At 70.2% G+C, this 18,937-nt stretch carries 14 protein-coding genes; 10 read left to right on the top strand and 4 right to left on the bottom strand.

From position 1 onward, the window contains the following. Positions 1-130: 130 nt before the first annotated feature. Positions 131-826 carry a hypothetical protein gene (locus FXF65_RS03145; RefSeq protein ID WP_148348125.1) on the bottom strand — a complete coding sequence of 232 codons (696 nt, stop codon included), beginning with the start codon at positions 824-826 and terminating at the stop codon, positions 131-133. 333 nt (positions 827-1,159) lie between these two features. On the opposite strand from FXF65_RS03145, the gene FXF65_RS03140 reads away from it, so the two are divergent. The 4 genes from FXF65_RS03140 to FXF65_RS03125 all read left to right on the top strand — a co-directional run bounded on the left by FXF65_RS03140 (position 1,160) and on the right by FXF65_RS03125 (position 5,506). Further along, the gene (locus FXF65_RS03140; protein ID WP_148348124.1) at positions 1,160-1,594 is read left to right on the top strand and encodes a MarR family winged helix-turn-helix transcriptional regulator; all 435 of its coding nucleotides are present in this window, start codon (positions 1,160-1,162) and stop codon (positions 1,592-1,594) included. Then, a complete protein-coding gene (locus tag FXF65_RS03135) occupies positions 1,591-2,031 on the top strand; it encodes a hypothetical protein (protein ID WP_148348123.1) in 441 nt (146 codons plus the stop codon). The genes FXF65_RS03140 and FXF65_RS03135 overlap by 4 nt, the downstream gene beginning before the upstream one ends. 100 nt (positions 2,032-2,131) lie before the next feature. Further along, positions 2,132-2,590 carry a hypothetical protein gene (locus tag FXF65_RS03130; protein ID WP_222868343.1) on the top strand — a complete coding sequence of 153 codons (459 nt, stop codon included), beginning with the start codon at positions 2,132-2,134 and terminating at the stop codon, positions 2,588-2,590. Positions 2,591-2,596: 6 nt separating this feature from the next. After that, on the top strand, positions 2,597-5,506 hold the full coding sequence (locus FXF65_RS03125) for a tetratricopeptide repeat protein (RefSeq protein WP_148348122.1): 2,910 nt from the start codon (positions 2,597-2,599) through the stop codon (positions 5,504-5,506). Between the two features lie 141 nt (positions 5,507-5,647). Here the strand turns inward: FXF65_RS03125 and FXF65_RS03120 are convergent, their stop codons facing one another. Continuing rightward, complete coding sequence (locus FXF65_RS03120) at positions 5,648-6,094, bottom strand: DoxX family protein (RefSeq protein ID WP_148348121.1); 447 nt, start codon at positions 6,092-6,094, stop codon at positions 5,648-5,650. 321 nt (positions 6,095-6,415) lie between these two features. Here FXF65_RS03120 and FXF65_RS03115 point away from each other — a divergent pair, with 321 nt between their 5' ends. After that, entirely contained in the window at positions 6,416-7,027 is a 612-nt protein-coding gene (locus FXF65_RS03115; RefSeq protein WP_246198313.1) for a pentapeptide repeat-containing protein, read from the top strand. On the opposite strand, the gene FXF65_RS03110 is transcribed toward FXF65_RS03115, so the two are convergent. Beyond that, complete coding sequence (locus FXF65_RS03110; RefSeq protein WP_148348119.1) at positions 7,014-7,400, bottom strand: bleomycin resistance protein; 387 nt, start codon at positions 7,398-7,400, stop codon at positions 7,014-7,016. The two genes, FXF65_RS03115 and FXF65_RS03110, sit on opposite strands and share 14 nt — an antisense overlap. 152 nt (positions 7,401-7,552) lie before the next feature. Next, a complete protein-coding gene (locus tag FXF65_RS03105; RefSeq protein ID WP_148348118.1) occupies positions 7,553-8,047 on the bottom strand; it encodes an RICIN domain-containing protein in 495 nt (164 codons plus the stop codon). A gap of 190 nt (positions 8,048-8,237) precedes the next feature. On the opposite strand from FXF65_RS03105, the gene FXF65_RS03100 reads away from it, so the two are divergent. The 5 genes from FXF65_RS03100 (at position 8,238) to FXF65_RS03080 (ending at position 18,920) form a co-directional block, all read left to right on the top strand. Continuing rightward, on the top strand, positions 8,238-9,281 hold the full coding sequence (locus FXF65_RS03100) for a helix-turn-helix transcriptional regulator (RefSeq protein ID WP_187412057.1): 1,044 nt from the start codon (positions 8,238-8,240) through the stop codon (positions 9,279-9,281). 82 nt (positions 9,282-9,363) lie between these two features. Continuing rightward, positions 9,364-11,397 (top strand): VMAP-C domain-containing protein, encoded by a 2,034-nt coding sequence (locus tag FXF65_RS03095; RefSeq protein WP_148348116.1) that lies wholly within the window; start codon positions 9,364-9,366, stop codon positions 11,395-11,397. Further along, the gene (locus FXF65_RS03090; protein WP_148348115.1) at positions 11,394-12,428 is read left to right on the top strand and encodes an AAA family ATPase; all 1,035 of its coding nucleotides are present in this window, start codon (positions 11,394-11,396) and stop codon (positions 12,426-12,428) included. Before FXF65_RS03095 ends, FXF65_RS03090 begins: the two co-directional genes overlap by 4 nt. Further along, a complete protein-coding gene (fxsT, locus tag FXF65_RS03085) occupies positions 12,425-15,325 on the top strand; it encodes an FxSxx-COOH system tetratricopeptide repeat protein (RefSeq protein ID WP_148348114.1) in 2,901 nt (966 codons plus the stop codon). The genes FXF65_RS03090 and fxsT overlap by 4 nt, the downstream gene beginning before the upstream one ends. A gap of 34 nt (positions 15,326-15,359) precedes the next feature. Then, positions 15,360-18,920 carry a P-loop NTPase fold protein gene (locus FXF65_RS03080; protein WP_148348113.1) on the top strand — a complete coding sequence of 1,187 codons (3,561 nt, stop codon included), beginning with the start codon at positions 15,360-15,362 and terminating at the stop codon, positions 18,918-18,920. Positions 18,921-18,937: the final 17 nt, after the last annotated feature.

Below are 18,937 nucleotides of genomic sequence, written 5' to 3'. Positions count from 1 at the left end.
GACAGCCGCAGGGGGTCTTCGCGCGTCCAGCGAATGGAAAGCTCTGAGCCATCCAGTCCGTGGCGTGTTCTTCGGATGGCGTTCAGTGCAGCCTGGGCTTAGATGGCACGGGGGTGCTGGGCGTGGACGATCAGCGTTGGCGGGGCTGTGGTGGTGGGCACTGGGCGGGGAGCGTGACTCTTCCCGGGGTGTGCTTGAAGGTGTTCATCTTGAGCCACTCGTCCAACTCGGGGTCGAAAAGGTTTTGGACGCCGAATTGAAGGACCTGCCAGAAGGTTGTCGGATCCTTCTGGTCCACGTAGATGTCGCCGAGCGCTAGTGGGAACCGGAGGAACTTCCCTGGAGGCAGTTGCGGGACGACGACGCCGACCCTCCAGTGATTAACATGGCGTTGCGAATTTAGGTGCAAGGTCTCCCGTCCGACGAAACGCGACGTTCTAAGCTTCTGATTTAGAGCGCCCAGGTTGAACCCTGGGATTTGCGAGCATTCGTGGTCGTTAAGGCCGGGCCACTTATAGGTCAGCGTGTAGAGCGAGTTCCGGTAGATGAGGTTCGTGAACCAGATCGGGTAGCGCGGACCTCCCGCGACCATCTGGCTGTCGCCGTCTCTTCCCGTCCAGGTGAACGGCACCGTTATGCCCAGATCCCGGACGATATATTTACCGGTCCCATGAAAGTTGCGCGGGAGTTGGGGCGGTCGGGGAGTGGGTTTGCTGGACGCTTTCGCAGCGGCGGCGCTGCTTGGCGGCGTTGGGTCGGCCTGATCTGAGGCGACCGCAGGAGGCATGGCCATGGTGGCGGCCGTTGCGGCGAGCGCTCCCGACATGGCCACCCGGCGTGTGCGTGTCCGACTCATGTTCCTCCTCGGCTGCCGCGCCACGCGCCGGCATGGCGCAGCATCCGAACGCAGCGATGCTCCTGGACCGTCCCCGCGCCGATGAGAGAAAAAGCCACAGGCAGGTCACGGTTCGCTCTTGTCCCAGCGAGGGCGCGAAAGGCGACGTTTCTCCAACGTTCCGCAATGAAGGGCCGCACGCAGATGGCGAGCTTGGCGGCGACGCGGGTGGCCGGTCGGCACCACAGGCGTATGCCGGGAAGCGACCTCGATGGACGCCACAGGGGTCGCGGTAGATGCTACGAAATCGTATTGTACGGAATCGTGAAGTCCGAAAGCGTGTCGTCTGAGTGGTCGGCGTTGCTCGCCTTGCAGCGGGCCACCCATGCCACTCTGCAAGTGCTCTCTGCTGAGCTCGTCGATCTGGACCTGACCAGCTCCGAGATCAACGCGTTGGCGAATCTGGGTGACGGGCGGGGCCGGACGGTGTCCGAGCTCGGCGCGGCCGTGGGTACCCGTCCCACCACACTCACCAGCGTGCTGGACCGCCTGGAACGACGCGGCCACATCACCCGCGGCGTTCGCCCCGGAGACCGGCGGGCGGTGCTCATCGAGCTCACCCCGTCCGGACGAGTGGCCGCCGCCACGATCCGGCGGGCCATCGCCGACGTGGAGCACCGCGCGCTCGACGGTCTGCCGAGCGGCGCGATCGCCCACCTGCGTACCGCGCTGCAAGCCTTGACGGAGGTTCGGTCATGACCGCGCGTCCCGCCGACGAGCACTCCGTCGGTGCGCCGGACTTCGATGGGTTGATGGCCGAGGTGATGGCGACCGCTGAGCGGTTCGGCCACCGCGAGCATGTCCATCTGACGTGGCTGGCCGTGCGACGGGTTGGAGTGCCCGCGGCGGTCGCGCTGGTCAGCGACGGCATCCAGCGCACCGCCCGCTACGCGAAAGTGCCCCAGAAATACCATGCGACCGTGAGCCGGGCCTGGGTCGAACTCGTCGGGCATCACGCAGCCGAAGACGACGAAGCCGCTTTCGCTGCATTTGTCGACCGGAATCCCGCCCTGCTCGACAAACGCCTCCTGGTCCGCTTCTACCGTTCGGCGACCTTGGCCTCCTCACCGGCCAGAACCGGCTGGATCGAACCCGATCTCGCCCCCTTTCCGTGGCAACGCACAGACCACCACTAACGACGTCCCCCTGCCGCATCTGAGAGGTCGGTGGGCCGGTTTCGGTCGTGGAGGGGGTGATTGCTGGCGGAAGGTGGGGTTCGTGCGTCTAACGTCCTAGATGACGGTCAGTGGTGGCCGTTTTATGAAGGGCGTGGGGATGTCCGGGGATCTGGTGCGGTTAGCGGGGGACGTGTCCCAGTACGTGACCACGGCGGCGGGCGCGTACGGGGGTGCGGTGCTGGCACGTACGCAGGAGCAGGCGGCCGACGCGACGGTGGGGTTCGGGCGGCGGCTGGCGCAGAGGATATTCGGGGTCCGCGCGGAGGGTGAGGAGGTGCCCGAGGCGCTGGCCGATGTGATCGATGATCCTGACGATGGTGACAATCAGGCGGCGTTGCGCAAGGCCATTCGTAAGACCCTGGTTGCGGATGCGGAATTGGCGGCGCAGGTACGGGGGTGGATGTCGGACGCCCCCGGCGACGGGACGCGGGTGGTGACGACTGGGGCGCGATCTCCTGCGGTGCATACCAATTACGGCGTTATCGCCACCGGTGATGGCAACACTTTCCTGCAGTGACCGGGCATGACCGACGGCGATGCGAGAGTTGAGCGGCGGGCCGGTTACATGCCTGCGGGACACGTGCGGACCTCCGGGGATCGGTCACCGGGGATCGGCGTCAATTTCGGCAGCGTCAGGACCGGGGATGAGATCACGCGGGCCGCGGTGTCGCTTCCGGCGCCGGAGTCGGTGCGGCCTGTCGCGCGGGTGGTGGGGTTGCCGCGTCCGGCCACGCGGGTGTTCGTCGGACGGCACGACGATTACCGGCGATTAGAGCAGGTATTGGCCGCTGCCGCGGGGACGGTGGTGGTGACGCAGGCCGTCTATGGGATGGGCGGGGTGGGCAAGTCAGAGTTGGCGTTGCAGTACGCCGACCGGGCGCGGGAGAGGTACAGGGCGGTCTGGTGGGTGACCGCCGAGAATCCGCAGCAGGTCGAGGCGGGGTTGGCCGGATTGACCCGTCATCTGGTTCAGGATGCGGCGCGGGCGGCGACGACCGAGGATGCGGCGGCGTGGGCGGTCGGCTGGTTACGGGCGCATCCGGAATGGCTGCTGGTGTTGGACAACGTCACCGACCCGGCCCATGTCGCCGGGTTGTTGGGGTGTCTGGAGGGCGGGCACGCGCTGATCACCAGCCGCCGGGACGTGCGCTGGCCAGGCACTACGCGAACGTTGCAGTTGGGGTTGCTCGACCCGGAGGCGGCCGCTGAACTGATCACCACCATCAGCGGGCAAACCGCCGCGGGCGACCGGGAGACGGCTTCGGCGATCGCCGAAGAACTCGGCTATTTGCCGCTGGCGTTAGATCAGGCCGCTGCCTACATTCGTCAGACGCGCATCACGTTGGGCCGCTACTTGGGATTGCTACAACGGTATCCGGGCCGCTATTACGCCAAGTCCGCCGATGGCGACAAGGCCCAGGCCACCATCGCTCGCCTTTGGGACATCACCCTCGAAGCCCTCAACCGGCAGGCGCCCGTAGCGGCCGAACTCGCTTTGGTGTTGGCGCAGTACGCCCCTGCCGACATTCCCCGGTTGATGCTGGGCGGCGGCGACGAGGAGACCACCGAGGCCGTGGACGAAGCGCTGGGAGTCCTGGCCTCTCACAGCATGATCGACCTGACCGACGAGGCGGTGGCGATGCACCGCCTTACCCGAGCCGCCGTCCTGTCCCGTAGCGAGGACACAGGCGAAGAGCACGCACTCGGTGCGGCCCGTGACCTTGCCCTCGACTGGCTCCACTCGGCCATCCCCGACAATGCCGAGTCTGATGTGACCGGATGGCCGACCTGGCGTTCTCTTATCGTCCATGTCGAAGCGGTCGCCGCATTACCGGCCTCACCGTCCCGCTCGTCCGAGCGACTCGGTTCGGTGCTGCACGAGGCGGGCCTGTTCCTGAATGTGCAGGGCGAGTACCAACGCGCCAATTCCATGTTCGCCACCGCGACCGCCATTGCTGAAAGCACGCTCGGCCCTGGCCATCCCGAAGTCGCCATCCGTCTGGGCGGCCTGGCCATGACGCTCCGCCGTCTGGGACGGGCGGCTGAGGCACTCCCACTGTTCGAACGGGCGCTGGCCATCTTCGAGGGCCCGCTGGGCTCCGCCCATCCCAACGTCGCCGTCGGACTGGGCAATCTGGCCTCCACGTACAGCGATCTGGGGCGGACGGCCGAGGCGCTCCCCCTGTTGGAACGGGCGGTGGTCATCACCGAGGCCGCGCTGGGGCCCGCCCATCCCAACGTCGCCACCCTGTTGAGCAATCTGGCCGGCATGTACCGCGAGCTGGGACGGGCGGCCGAAGCACTCCCGCTGTTGGAGCGGGCGCTGGCCGTCTCCGAGGCCGCGTTCGGCCCTGCCCATCCCATGGTCGCCACCCTGTTGAGGAATCTGGCCGCCACGCACCGCGCGTTGGGGCGGACGGCTGAGACGCTGCCGTTGCAGCGGCGGGCGCTGGCCATCGTGGAGGCCGCGTTCGGCCCTGATCGCCCCGCCGTCGCCGACCACCTGGCCGATCTGGCCGTCACGCACCTTGATCTGGGGCAGGCCGCGGCCGCGTTGCCGCTGTTGGATCGGGCACTGGACATCGCCGAGGCCGCGCTGGGCTCCGACCACCCGACCGTCGCCGACCAACTGGCCAGCCTGGCCGCCACGCATCTAAGTCTGGGGCAGGCCACTGCTGCGCTGCCGCTGTTGAAGCGGGCGTTGACCATTATCGAGGCCGTGTTGGGTCCCGACGATCTCGCGGTCGCCATCGGGTTGGGCAACCTGGCTGCCGCTCATCGCTATTTGGGACAGACCGCCGACGAGTTGCCGCTGTTGGAGCGGGCGCTGTGCATATTCGAGGCCGTGTTGGGTCCCGACCATCCCGACATCGCCAGAGGCCTGGGCAACCTGGCAGCCGCGCACCGCGTACTGGGGCATGTGAGTGAGGCGCAGTCGCTGTTGGAGCGGGCTTTGGCCATTGCCGAGGGCGCGTTGGGGCCCGATGATCCCGACGTCGCCACCCTGCTGAGCAACCTGGCCACCACCTACAAGGATTTGGGACGGGCGGTCGAAGCGCTCTCGCTGTTGGAGCGGGCGTTGGCCATCGCCGAGGCCGCGCTGGGCCCCGATCACCCCACCGTTGTCATGAGACTGGGCAACCTGGCCGACACGCATCTGGATCTGGGGCAGGCCGCTGCCGCGCTGCCGCTGTTGGAGCGGGCTTTGGCCATCGCTGAAGCCGCGCCGAGACCCGACCACCTCACCGTCGTCCGACTTCTGAGCGACCTGGCCACCGCGCACCGCGATCTGAGACGGGCCGCCGAAGCTCTCGCGGCGATCGCGCGAGCCGAAGAACGCGCATCAGCTGCGTTCGGCGCGCAGCACCCCACAACGCGTTCAGTGCGGGAGTACGCCGACGACCTGAAAGACCTTTTCGGAGTCCCGGACTGAACCGGCGCACTGCGAGGTGATTCGCGTCTGATCTCGCTTGGGGATCGAGCGCTGATCGGCGGACGAGTGTTCAGTGCCCAGGTCAGAGGGCTGGTCTCTGACCTGGGCCTGATCGTGCCTGAACGCCGGTGGGGCGGGCGGTCAGGTGGTGACTTCTTGGTGTTTCTTGGTGCGGTCGAACAGGAGGCCGTCGAGTGAGAAGCGGCCTGCGCCGACGAGGGCCAGTAGGACTGCGGCTGCGCCGAGGACGAGGACCAGTTCGTAGCCGTTCCCGGTGACGAAGACGCCGTTGCCCTTGTGGACGAACCAGAAGGCGCCCGCCATGTCGGCGACTAGCAGCAGGCCCGCCAGCGGGACGGCGACGCCGACGATGAGGGCGAGGCCGCCGATGAGCTCGACCCAGGTGGAGTAGTAGGCGGCGACGGACGGGGCCGGAATGTCCATGCCCTCGAACATCTTGGTGACGCCGCCGTGGCCCATGTCGTCGAACTTCTGCCAGCCGTGCGCGACGAACACCACGCCGACTGCGACGCGGCCGATGAGCAGGGCGATGTCGGAGAGGTAGGGGATCCGGTTCGCGGGGGTCATGCTCCCTCCCAGGGGGTTGTTCAAATCTGAACTATCGGGGGAGGCTAACACGTTCCAAGTTGCGTGAGAGGTCCAAGTAACTCACGTTCTGATACCGGTACCGGGCCTCTCGCAGGCTGAGACGGAACGGGTCGGATGCCCACCTCGGAGCGTCGGGCTGCTCGGGCGCCTCTGGGAGCGGGCCGCGACCCGGAGGCGGCTCTCGGGGCATGGACGTGTCGTGGGTTCGGGATGAGTAGGGTCGGGCACGTGGCAGCTGGCAATGTTCGGGCTCGTCCGAAGCGTCTCAAAGAACCTGTGGCGCCTAAGATCCCCAGTTCATTGGAGGAGGTCGGCACTTCGGGTGCCGAGTTGGCGCATGACGGCGTCTATCTGTCCACGCGGTTCTGCGACGTAGATCTGTCCGCGCAGGATGTCGAGGACGTGGAGTTCGAGCGCTGCCGGTTTCAGGACACGCGGTTCTCCGGGACGGCGATGCGGCGCGCTAGTTTCGCCGATGTCGAGTTCACGTCGTGCGACCTGGCGAATCTCAGGCTCGTCGACTCTCGGATCTTCAACGCGGTCGTCCAGGGGAGCCGCCTGACCGGGACCTCGATGAGTGAGTGCGGGCTCCGGGACGTCCTGTTCGTCAACTGCCGCGCAGACCTGTCGTCCTTCCGGTTCGGTCGGTTCAAGAGCGTTGTCTTTCGTGACTGCAACCTGGCCGACGCGAACTTCCAGGGTGCGGAACTCGGCGGTGTCCGGTTCGAGCGTTGCAAGCTGACCGGCGCGCAGTTCAGTGGTGCCAATATGAAGGGCGCCCGGCTCTCTGAGTGCGACCTCTACGGAGTCAATGGAATTCAGAGTTTCGCGGGTGCGACAGTGCCTGCCGCTGACGCTCAGGCGCTGCTGTTCGCGCTCGCGGCGGCCATGGGGATCACTATCGAGGATTAGCCGGCGGAGATTGGTTCGAGCCGACTCGGTGGAGCGTCCCGTCGGGGTCGACGTAGGCGAATTCTCGCAGGCCATATGGGGTGTTGGCCGGTTTGCCCAGGCGACCCGGGACGTGGGCGTTCGTCCATTGGGCGTGTAGGGCGTCGGCGTCTGAGGTGTAGAGGTAGATGGCCGCGCCGGTTCGGGCGGGATCGTGCTCGTCCCACTGGGTGAGGTGCAAGGAGACCTGGCCCCAGTCGGCGAATCCGTAGTGGTGGTCTCCGTCGTCCTGGCGCACGGAGAAGCCGAGGGCGCGGTAGCGGTCTAGGGCGGCCTTCAGGTCGCGGACCGGGATTACCGGTGCCACGTCCAGCATGCGTACTTCGGTGTCCATCGTCTGCTCCTGCGGCCTCGTCCAGTGGTTATAGGTGAGGCTATGACGGGGGCATCGAAGTCGGCATCGGAAAAGGGAACGACCCAGGCCAGAGAACGGAATCTCTGGCCTGGGCGTGAGTCGCTCCGGGGCGTCCCGACCGGCACGCTCGGTCAGGTCGTCGTCCGCCAGGACTGGCCCCTGCCGCCGTTGCAGCCGAAGTTCACCACGGCCGCCCCGGCGGCGAAATTGTTCGCCAGGACGCTGAGGCACTTGCCGTTGAGGCTGCTGATCAGCGTGTCCCCGCTGAAGCGCCACAACTGCGGGTCTCCGGGATGGCAGTCGTAGGTGTTGACGGCGGCGCCGTCGCCGGTGTTTCCGGAGCGAATGTCGAGGCACTTGTTGCCGGGCAGGGCGCTCCGGAGCCTGTTCTGCTCGAAGACCCACTTCTGGTTGGGGTTGCCGGTGCAGGGCCACAGGGTGACCAGGGCGCCGTTTCCGGTGTTGGCGTCGGCCACTTCGAGGCACAGGTTGGCGTTGCCGTTCGGCCTGAGCGAGAAACCCTCGTCGAGGCGGGGCGACGGGGCCGCCGAGGCGGACGTCACGGCGCCGGTCCCGCCGAGCATGGTGATTGTCGGCAGCAGCACCAGCATCACGAATTTGCGCATCTTGCACTCCGATCCGTTCTGGGCTCGTCCGCGGGGTGGTGAGCCGTCCTGCCACAAACGGTCGCCGGACGGCGGGCGCGGAAGTATCCCCAGGTCTTGGGGGTTGCCGGTGCCTGTCCGAATGGGTCGCGACCCACAAAGGCGACAATCTGTACTCGTCTAAATGCGTTGCGTGGCGAATACTGGGAGGATGAGCAGGGGTGAGTGCTCGTCCATCAGGGCTGCCTCGGACGTCGGGACTGCCGTCGAACTGGGCGCGGTGGTCTCGCAGTGGGTCGGACGGGTGGTCCCCCACGAGGGGTACATGCTCGCCGCGGTGGACCCGGTCACCGGCGTGGGATGTTTCCTCGCGAGGGAGCACGGCTACAGTCAGGCGGCCGCGCGGCGGCTGATCGTGGGGGACCGCAGCGACGGCGATCACCCCTATCCCTTCGACCGGAGGGCCCGGCAATCCCGGGTGGGCGTCTTCAACACGGACGCTCCGGGGCTGCGCCGCAACGAGGCGATGCGCGACGTCATGCTCGATCAGGGTGTCGGCAGCGAGCTGCGCATCGCGTTGGCCCACGCGGGGACGATGTGGGGCGGCCTGGTGCTGCTCCGTCCGAGGGGAGCCCGGCCGTTCTCAGCGGACGAGTCCGTCCAGGCCCAGCGGCTCGCGCGGGACATCGTCGCCGCGATGAGACGCTACGCGGCGGCCGCGCCGCCGGAGCCCAGTGGCCTCGCCCTCCCGCCGGGCGTGCTGGTCATCGGAACCGGAGGCGGAGCGATAGCCGCCGAGAGGGTCGTGGCGGCGACGCCGTCCGCGCGCGAATGGCTGGACGAGTTGGGAACCCGGCCCGCCGACGCGCTCACGACATCGGATCCGCCGGTGGAGAGCATCGTCTGGATTCTCACTCAGACGGTGCGCACCACGGACAAGCCCGCGATGACCCGCGTTCCCACCAAGCGCGGATGGATCGTCCTGAACGCTCAGCCCCTGACCGGCGGGACGGACGTGGCGGTGACGGTCCAGCCCGCCGTCGGCACCGACCTGCTCCCGGCGATGGCCTTCTGGCACGGCCTCACGCCCAAGGAGCGCGCGGTCGTCGAGCAGGTCCTCGAAGGGCTGGCCGCCAAGCAGATCGCGCGCCGTCTGGAGATGTCGCCGCACACCCTCAACGACCATTTCAAATCGATTTACCGCAAGCTCGGTGTGTCCGCGCGCGAGGAGCTCATCGCCAGACTTCTCAGATGATGGCGCGCACACCTCCGCGTCCGCCCCGCGGGTCTTCGGCGTCCGAAATAATGGTGGTTCGGATGACTCAGGGTGGTGAGCGGTGAGCTGGCCGAGCGTGCCCGGTGACGCGCCTCCATGGAGTGTCCGCGTGCTCGACCAGCAGGGGCTCGTCGCCGGGACCGGGTTCCTGATCGACCACCACCTGGTGCTGACCTGCGCGCACGTCGTGGCGGGCGGCGGAGGCGCGGCGGGACGTCCGGCCGACGGCGTCCGGGTCGAGCTGCCCGCGTTCGGGCAGGACCGGTCGGCCAAGGTGCTGCCGGGCGGCTGGTTCCCCGCGTCGTCCGGCCACGGGGACCTCGCGGTGCTGAACCTCATCGGACCGTCCGTCCGGTGCGATCCGCTTCCCCTCGTCCGGCCGGATGAGGACATCCCGCCCGGCATGGAGGTTCGATACTTCGGCTATCCCGGCGACGCCGACCAGGGGATGTGGATGTCCGCGCGCGTCTCGGCGCGCGGCGGCAGCGCGGCGGGACGGCGGTCGCTCGACGTCGACTCCCCGGGGCTGCTCGGGCCGGGGTTCAGCGGCGCGGCCGTCCTGTCCGGCGAGACGGGGAACGTCGTCGGCGTCCTCACGGCGGCGGCGCCGGAGCGCACGGCGCTCATGCTGCCCGCGCGGGCCGTCGCGGACCTCTGGCCGCCGCTCGCCGGGCTCGCCGCGCCGCAGGCCGGCGCCGCGCGCCTGTCGGCGGCGGAGGCAGGGACGATCCTCGACGCGCTCATGAACATGCCCGACCTCGCCGACCGGCGGCTCCGCGCCACCTACGCCGAACTCCTCGGGGACATGCTGGGCGAACGCCCCGGCATCGGGGTCGGCGACGAGACACGCCGCGAACTGTGGACCCTCGTGAACTGGTGCGCCGAGCGGCCGGGCGCCTTCCACACGCTGCTGGACACGGCCAGGATGTTCCACCCGGCGAGCGTCGAGGTCGAGCAGCTCGCGGAGCGGATCGAGCGCGTGGTGCCGCCGCCGCTGCTCACCGAGAACGAGCGGGCGGACCTGCTCCGCCTGGTCGAAGCCGTCCGCGGCGCATCGGCGACGCCGTCCGGCGGCGCCGCGATCGGAACGTTGATCAGCCCTGGGGTCGGCACAGTGATCGGCGGCGCGGTCGGCGGGCTGCTCGGCGAGGGCGGCGATCTCCGGTCCACCATCCGGAGGCTGGAGGACGCCGTCGTCTCCCCCGCCGGCGTCCCGCCCCTGCTGGAGTTCGTGGAGCGGCTCGCCGCGGACGCGGAACCCTTCGCCCGCCCGCTGCTGCGCGGCTGGCTCGCCGGGGTCGGTGAACGGCTCGGCCTGCCGCCGGAGGCGTGGTCTACGGAGCGGCCCGAGACGGCGCCCCCGGCGCCGGACGCCCGGTCCTACCTGATCTTCCAGCTGGAGGAGGACGGTCTCGACGCCGACCACTTCCTGCTGACAGTGTCGTCGCAGCGGGCGGACGGGCCGCCGACCGTGCTGCTCAGCCCGGACGAGGCGGTGACCCTGCCGGAGGTGCAGCGCCTCCTCCAGGAGCTGCTCGGGCCGGTGGAGACCGGGACGCCGCCGGGGGACGCCGACGACCTGGTGATCGAGTTCGTCCTGCCGCGAACGCTGCTCAACATCGCGGTGGAGGAGTGGCCGCTCGGGCGCTCCACGCAGCCGGAGGCCGAGATCGGGACGGTGTATCCGGTCGTCGTCCGCAGCCTGGAACGGGTCCACGTGTCCCGGGACCGGCGATCGCGGGAGGACCGTCCGGACGACCGCCCGGGAGCCCCGGTGCCCGTCTACCTCGTCGCGGACCGCAGCCCCGACGAGGTGCTCGACGCGCTCCGGGACGGCTTCTCGATCGCGGTCTGGCACCGCCGCGACCCGGGCCCGGCGGCGGCCGCCGAGCTCCGGTCCCGGCTCGCCGAGACGCCCGCCGCCGACCTTCCCCGCATGGTGCGCGACCTGCGCCGGGAGGCCGCCGCCGTGCCCGCCGACGCCGACCATCCAGGAAAGGGCCTCCAAGTGATCTTCGACGATCCGAGCCGCGTCCCGGACCGGCCGGGCGGCCTGCACAGTCCCGAACGTTCCGAGGGAGACACGAGCCGATGACCGCGGAGACGGCAGGGACCGGACTCCAGACCCACCACGTCTACCGGGGCACGGGGGTGCCGCACGACGGCATCGAGCGCCTTCCGCCCCCGCCGCCGTGGCGCGACTTCGGGAACGCGGGGACGCTCGGCGACGGCCCGCGCCCCCCGCTGCATCCGCCGCCCGAGCCGGTCGACGTCGGCACGTCCCTGCAACGGGCGCGCTCCTACAAGCCGGACGCGAGCGTGGTGGACGTGGTGAACGCCGCGCTCATCCTGCGGCGCCCGCTGCTGGTCACCGGCCTGCCCGGCACCGGGAAGTCGACCCTCGCCTACAGCATCGCCTACGAGCTGCGGCTCGGGCCCGTCCTGTACTGGCCCATCACGCGCTCGTCGGTGCTGCGCAACGGCCTCTACGAGTACGACGCCATCGGACGGCTGCAGGAGACGAACATCGCCGCGAGCGGCGGGACGCGCCCGGCCGACATCGGGTCGTTCATCCGGCTGGGCCCGCTCGGCACGGCGCTGCTGCCCGCGCGGTTCCCCCGCGTCCTGCTGATCGACCAGCTCGACCAGAGCGACTTCGACCTGCCGAACGAGCTGCTGTCGGTGATGGAGGAGGGCGAGTTCCAGATCCCGGAGCTGATGCGGATCGCCGGCGCGGAGCCCGCGGCCACGGTGCTGACCTCGGACGGGCGGCGGGTCGTCGTCCCGGACGGGCGGGTCCGCTGCCACGCCTTCCCGATGATCGTGATCACCAGCAACGGGGAGCGGGAGTTCCCGCCCGGCTTCCTGCGCCGCTGCCTGCGGCTCGGCATCGCGCCGCCCGGCCTGGCGCAGCTCGTGGACATCGTCGCCGCGCACCTCGGGCCCGACATGACCGCGCGCAGCGGTGAGCTGATCGAGAACTTCCTGCGGAACCGGACGCGCGGCGACGTCGGCGTCGACCAGCTGCTCAACGCCATCTACCTCGCCACCTCGTGGGACGGACCGGACGCGCGGCGGCTGGCCGACGCCCTGCTCATGACGACGGAGGCGGACGGCGACGAATGATCGACCGGCTGCTCAGAGCACTCGGCGACCTCGGCCTGCGACCGACGGGCGAGGAGATCGCCGACGCCATCTGGCTGGCCTCCCACACGGGCGCCGAACCGCCGCCCGCCGAAACGTCTGACACGTCGTCTGACACGCCGCCTGGGACGGCGGCGCCCGCGCGTGCGGCGCTGCCGCTCCGGGTGCCGGATCCCGGCTTGTTCGCCACGGCGGGGATGCCGAGCGCCCGCGCCCTCGCCCAGGCGTTTCGCCCGTTGCGCGACGCTGGGACGGGCACCCGGCGGACCCTGCTCGACGAGCGGGCGCTCACCTCGGCCGCGCCCCACCTGTTCCTTCCGGAGACGCCGACGGTCCGGGAGCGTGCCTTCGACCTCGCGCTCGTGGTCGACACGGGGACGTCCATGGACCTGTGGCGTCCGGCGATGCGGTGGCTGCGCTCGGTGATCGAGCACCTCGGGGTGTTCCGCGACATCCGGACCTGGACGGTCGACACCGACCGCGCGACCGGCGGCGGGCCGCCGACGCTGGGCACGGGCGGGGGCGCGTCCGGCCGCCGTCCCGGCGAGGTCGTGATGCCCACGGGGCGGCAGTGCGTGCTCGTGCTGAGCGACTGCGTGGGCGCCGCCTGGCGGACCGGCGCGATGCAGCGGATGCTCGGCGAGTGGGGGCGCAGGCAGACCGTCGCGATCGTGCAGGTGCTCCCGCAGCGGCTCTGGCGGCGGACGACGCTGGAGCTCACGCCCGTCCGCTGGCAGCGCGTGTCGCCCGCCGGACGGGCCAACGACCGGCTGCTCTGCCGCGACCGCGCCGACGGGACGGCGCCCGGGGGCGTGCCGATCCCCGTCCTGGAACTCCAGCCGCGGTGGCTGAACTCGTGGGCGACGGTGATCTCCGGGACGGGCACGGGCTGGGTCAACGGCCTCGCCCACGTCGTCGGCGAGCGCGCCGATCCCGTCGCGGAGGACGCCGACGAGGCGGGGCCCTCGCCGGAGTTGTCGCCGTCCGAGCGGGTCGCGCGTTTCCTCGCGGTGTCGTCGCCGGAGGCCGGAAGCCTCGCCCGGTACTTCGCCGCCGCCGTGCTGACCCTGCCGGTGATGCGACTCGTGCAGAGCGAGATGGCGCCGCATTCGACGAACGGGCACCTCGCGGAGGTCTTCCTCGGCGGGCTCCTGCTCCGCCAGGACGACGTGGTCGGCCCGCGCTCGCCGGACAGCGTCCGGTACGACTTCCGGCCCGGCGTCCGCGAGGTGCTGGTCGGACACCTGACGCGGACCGAGGCGACGCGCGTACTGGGCCTGCTCGCGGACGCGTCCAGTTCCCAGCGCTCCCCCCTGGACGATTCCTCGGACCTGGGGTTCGCCGTCGTCACCCGGATGGTGCTCCAGTCGGTGCGCGGCGCGGGCGCGCCCGTCCGGCGACGCCGCCCGGCCCGCGTCCCGGACGCCGTCCCAGAGGCTGCTCCGCGCGCCGTTCCGGACGACGCCCCCGGCGACGCCCCGGGCGACGCCTCGCAGCAGGCTCCGGCGCGGCCGCCGCGTGCGACGCGGGTGCCGCCGATCTGGGGGTCGGTGCCGAGCGCCAACCCGCGTTTCACGGGACGCGAGCCGATGCTCGCGAAGCTGCGCGCCAAGCTGGAGGCGGGCGGGTCGGCCCTGCTGACCTGCACCCTTCACGGGATGGGAGGCGTCGGCAAGACCCAACTCGCCATCGAGTACGCGCACCGGTACGCGGACGAATACGACCTGGTCTGGTGGGTTCCGGCGCAGCAGCGGGCCGGGGTCAGGGCGTCGCTGACCGAGCTGGCCCACCGCCTCGGACCGGACGGCGGCGCCCCGCCCGGTGCGGACACCGCGGGCGGCGAACCGTGGTCGCGGGCGCTCGCGGCGCTGCGCAGCGGCGAGCCGTGCGGCCACTGGCTCATGGTCTACGACAACGCCGACCGTCCCGAGGAACTCGGCGAACTCCTCCCCGAGGGACCCGGCCACCTGCTCGTCACGTCGCGCAACCCCGTCTGGTCGCTGCGGACGGACGCGATCGACGTCGGCGTCCTGTCACCGGAGGAGAGCGTTCGCCTGTTGCGCCGCCACCTGCCCGCCGGACGCGGCCTCTCCGACGCCGACGCCGCCCGCATGGCGCAGGCCGCGGGCGGGCTGCCGATCGCGCTCGTCCAGGCCGCCGAATGGCAGGCGTCGACCAGCATGCCGATCGACGAGCACCTGCGGCGGTTCGAGGACGTCCTCCCGTCGATGCTGTCGGACGACCTCCCGCCCGGCTACCCGGTGTCGCTGTACGCGACGTGGCAGATGGCCATCGAACGGCTCCGCACCGACAACCCGGCGGCCGTCGAGTTGCTGGAGCTGTGCGCGCTCTTCGCGCCGGAGCCCATCCCGCTCGCCATGCTGACGACCGACGCGGACACCGTCCTCCCCTCGGCGCTCGGCGGGACGCTCGGCGACTCGGTCGCCTTCGGCCTCGCGCTCCGCGACCTGCGCCGCTTCGCGCTCGCCCGCGTCGACGCCGCCCGCCGGACGGTCGAGGTGCACCGGCTGATCCAGGCGGTCGTCCGCCGCAAGGAGTCGATGTCGCCGCTCCGCCGGGTGGGTCTCGCGCACGCCGTCCACCTCCTGCTGCTGCGGCACGCGCCCGCCGACCCGGCCGATCCGGACAACTGGCCCCGGTTCAAGGAGATCCAGCCGCACCTGCTGCCGTCCGAGGCGTACGACTGCGATCTGCCGGAGGTGCGGGGGCTCGTCCTGTCCCAGGTGCGCTACCTCCAGGCGAGCGGCGACCGGCGCAGCGCCCGCGAACTCGGCGAACCGGCCCGGCTCCGCTGGACGGGGATGTACGGCAAGGACCACCCCGACGTCCAGGCGATGACACGGCAGTTGTCCGCCTGACCCCGGTGACTCCGGTGATGAGGAAGGGAGCGCCGTGACCGGCGACAGCTCGGAGAACCCCCGCGCCGAGGCGCTCCACGAGTTCGGCGAGGAACTGCGGGCCGTGCTGGACGCGGCCGGTGGCCCGCCGCTGCGGCGGCTGGAGCAGGTCAGCGAACGCGCGGGCGGGCTCCGGCTCAGCGCGAGCACCGTCCGCGACAAGCTCGCCGGACGGTCGGCGCCCGCCTGGGAGTTCGTCGTCACCTTCGTGAGCGTCTGCAGCGTCCTCGCCGAGGAGCTGCAGCTCCCGACCGAGGTTCCGGCCTTCGACCTGGATCGCTGGCGCTCCCGGCACACCCAGCTGATGCGGACGCTGGCGACGGAAACCGCCACAACGCCCTCCGAAGAGGTCCAGCGACAGCTCGCGGCATTCGCGCTCCCGCCGCTACAGTCACCGCTGCCTCCGTCCGTGGCGGACTTCGACGGGCACTGGATCCATCCGTTGTGGCTCAGGCAGTCCCGCCGTGATCAGGCAGTGCCCCAGTACCTTGTGATCAGCGGCCCTCCGGGGATCGGCAAGACCTCCTTGGCGGTCGCCTACGCCCGCCATGTCGCGGACGAGTTTCCTGACGGGGTCCTCTTCGCGAACTTCGCGCATTTGGATTTGCGGTCGGAGCGGGTGAGGACCGTCCTGGGTGGTCTACTCCAAGCGCTCGGCGTCGCGTCCGACGCGGTGCCGGAGACGTTCGCCGAGCGCACCGCCGCGCTGCGCGACCTGCTGGCCTCGCGACGGCTGCTGATCGTCCTCGACGACGTCTCCAAGTCGGACGGCCCCGACCTGATCAATGCGCTGCTTCCCGAGGACGACGGAGGATCGCGGCTACTGGTCACGTGGACAGGGACCTTCGCCGCACCGCATCGCCAATTCGTGGAACTTGAGGGGGTCTCGGAAGAGGACGGGCTCGCGATCCTCTCAGCGGCGGCGGGCCCGCAAAGGTTCAATCCGGACGCGGCGGTCGTATTCATCGGACTGTGCCGCAGGTCGCCGTTGATGTTGCACCTCGCCGGGGCGGTGCTCGCCGCGAACCCGTCCATGCCGGTGGGGGCGCTCGTCTTCGCGACGGACTGGGGCAGAGAGGGCCACCCAGAGCGATGGCTGCTGACGCGGGTCTACGAGAGCCTGGGCGACGCGGAGAGGCTGGTGCTGCGGAGGCTGGCGCTCGTGGACGAGCACGAGGAGATCCGGCGACGCTCCCTCCCGTTCCTCGTCGGCGACGAGTTCACCCCGGACGAGGTCGACAAGGCGATCGACCGGCTGGTGGAGGTCCACCTCCTCTACACCTGGCAGGACGGCCAGGTCATCCGCACGCACGACCCCGTCCGGGAGTTCGCACGCGAACGCGCCGAGGATGCGGAGGAGGAGATCGAGCTTGCCGCCGTCCGCGACCGGGCGCGGCGGTTCTTCCTGATGGAGCGGGGGCACCGCCCGCAGCCGGAGCCGACGATTACGCGGGACTACTGGACGCTCCGCGACCGCCTCTCCTACTCCCACTACGCCGACGCGATCGCGGAGTTCATCAGGCACCGGCAGACGCGTCCGCCGCTCACCATCGGGTTGAAGGCACCGTGGGGCGCGGGCAAGACCTCGCTGATGCGGATGATCCAGAACAACCTCGATCCGCGCGACGGCGAACGTCCCTGCACCATCCGCCTGGACCGCCGAAGCGGCCGTAACAAGCCGTCCCGCCGCCGATGGCGCAAGCTATTCCGGCGTGGGAGTGCCACTCCCGAATCCGGGGTCACCAATCTGGAAATCCTGCTCCACGCCGACGAGCCCGGCCCGGACGATTCCACGGGCGAGCCGACGTCCGGCCTGCGCGCCCATGTGGCCAAAGGCGTGCCGGTGCGGGCGGGCGACTGGCGGCCGACCGTCTGGTTCAACCCGTGGATGTACCAGAACGGCGAGCAGATCTGGGCCGGGCTGGCGCACGAGATCATCACGCAGGTCACCGAGCGGCTCCCCGTCGCCGACCGGGAGCGGTTCTGGCTCAGGCTCAACCTCGCGCGCATCGACCGCAGCGTCATCCGGCGCCGCTGGTACCGGCTGCTGGCCGAGCGGCTCCTGCCGTTCCTGGCGGTATGGGTCGTCGCGTTCCTCGTCACCCTGGCCTGGCTCGCCGTCGGACAACTCTTCGAACCGCTGCGCGGCGTGTTGCGCGGGCTGTCCGCCGGGGTGCTCGGCACCGGGACGATCGTGCTCCTCGTCGGCGGAGCGGGGAAAACGCTGTCGTTCCTCGGCAAGGCCGCGTCGGGTCCGCTGTCCGCGCTCGTCCGCAAGCCGGACATCCTCGGCGGAAGCCAGCGCATCCTGGCTGACCAGGCCAAGACCGGCTTCGACAAGATCGTGCCAGACCCCGGCTACGCCGGACGACTGGGCTTCCTGCATCTCGTCCACAGCGACATGAAACGGGTGCTGGACCTCATCGCCACCCCGGAACGTCCCCTGGTCGTCTTCGTGGACGACCTCGACCGCTGCTCGCCCAGCGCGGTCACCCAGGTCATCGAAGCCGTCAACCTGTTCCTCGCGGGCGAGTTCCCCAACTGCGTGTTCGTGCTGGGCATGGAGCCGGGCGCGGTCGCCGCGCACGTCGAGGTCGCCTACCAGGACCTCGTCAAGGCCCAGCGCGACGGACGGCTGGCCGGGGACTGGTCGACGCTCGGCTGGCGGTTCCTGGAGAAGATCGTGCAGTTGCCGCTGAGCGTCCCGACACCCGGCGGGGACGGCGAGATCGACGACTACCTGCGCTCCCTCGTCGAGGGTTACATCCCGAAACCCCGCCCCGGAGGAAACGCACCCTCCAGAGAACGCCGCACCTCGCCCCCCGTGCCGGAAACCCGCCGGGTCCGGCTCCGACGGCAGTCCCCTTCACCGGCCGCCCCACGCCGCGAAGAAACACCAGAACGCATCATCGAAGCCCCGGACACCTCATCGATCGAGCAGATAGCCGAGATAGAGCGCCTCATCCGCGCCCGCCAACCAACCCCCGACACGCTCCGCGAAACGGCACTCGCCGTCCAACAGGAACTGCTCGGCCTGCCCGAACCACTCAACCCCACCACCCTGGCTGCCGCCGACCGCGTCGTGTCCGACCTGTACAGCGACCTGGACGCGCACGCCGTGCTGGCCCGATCCCTCCCCGTGCTCGGATCCCGCAATCCACGCGAGATCAAGCGATTCGTCAACCTGTTCCGTTTCTACAGTTTCGTCGCCGAAAGGCAGCGGCTCCTGGGCGCGCCCGCCCCCGACCAGGAGCAGATCGCCAAACTCGCGGCCTTCGCGATCCGGTGGCCCCACGTCATCAGCATGCTGGGCGCGTCCACCGCGACCGCCGCGTCCGAGCACCCCCTCGACCGCCTGGAACGCACGGCCCGCGAGGGCGACCCGTCCGGCTGGACGACCGAACTCCGCACGATCTTCCCCGTCTTCGACGTCCCGTCCGACCAGTCCCCTGACCCCGCCGCGTCCCCCGCCCTGCCCCCGGGCTGGGGCGACGACCTCCGCACCTTCCTCCGCGAAGGCCCCGAAATAGCCCCCATCGCCGCCCGCTTCATCTGACGTCGGCCATTCCTTCG

Origin of the sequence: Actinomadura syzygii, from assembly GCF_008085905.1 — a bacterium.
GTDB lineage: Bacteria > Actinomycetota > Actinomycetes > Streptosporangiales > Streptosporangiaceae > Spirillospora > Spirillospora syzygii.
The sequence above is the reverse complement of the archived record's forward strand: the minus strand, read 5'-3'. Positions and strand labels throughout refer to the sequence as shown.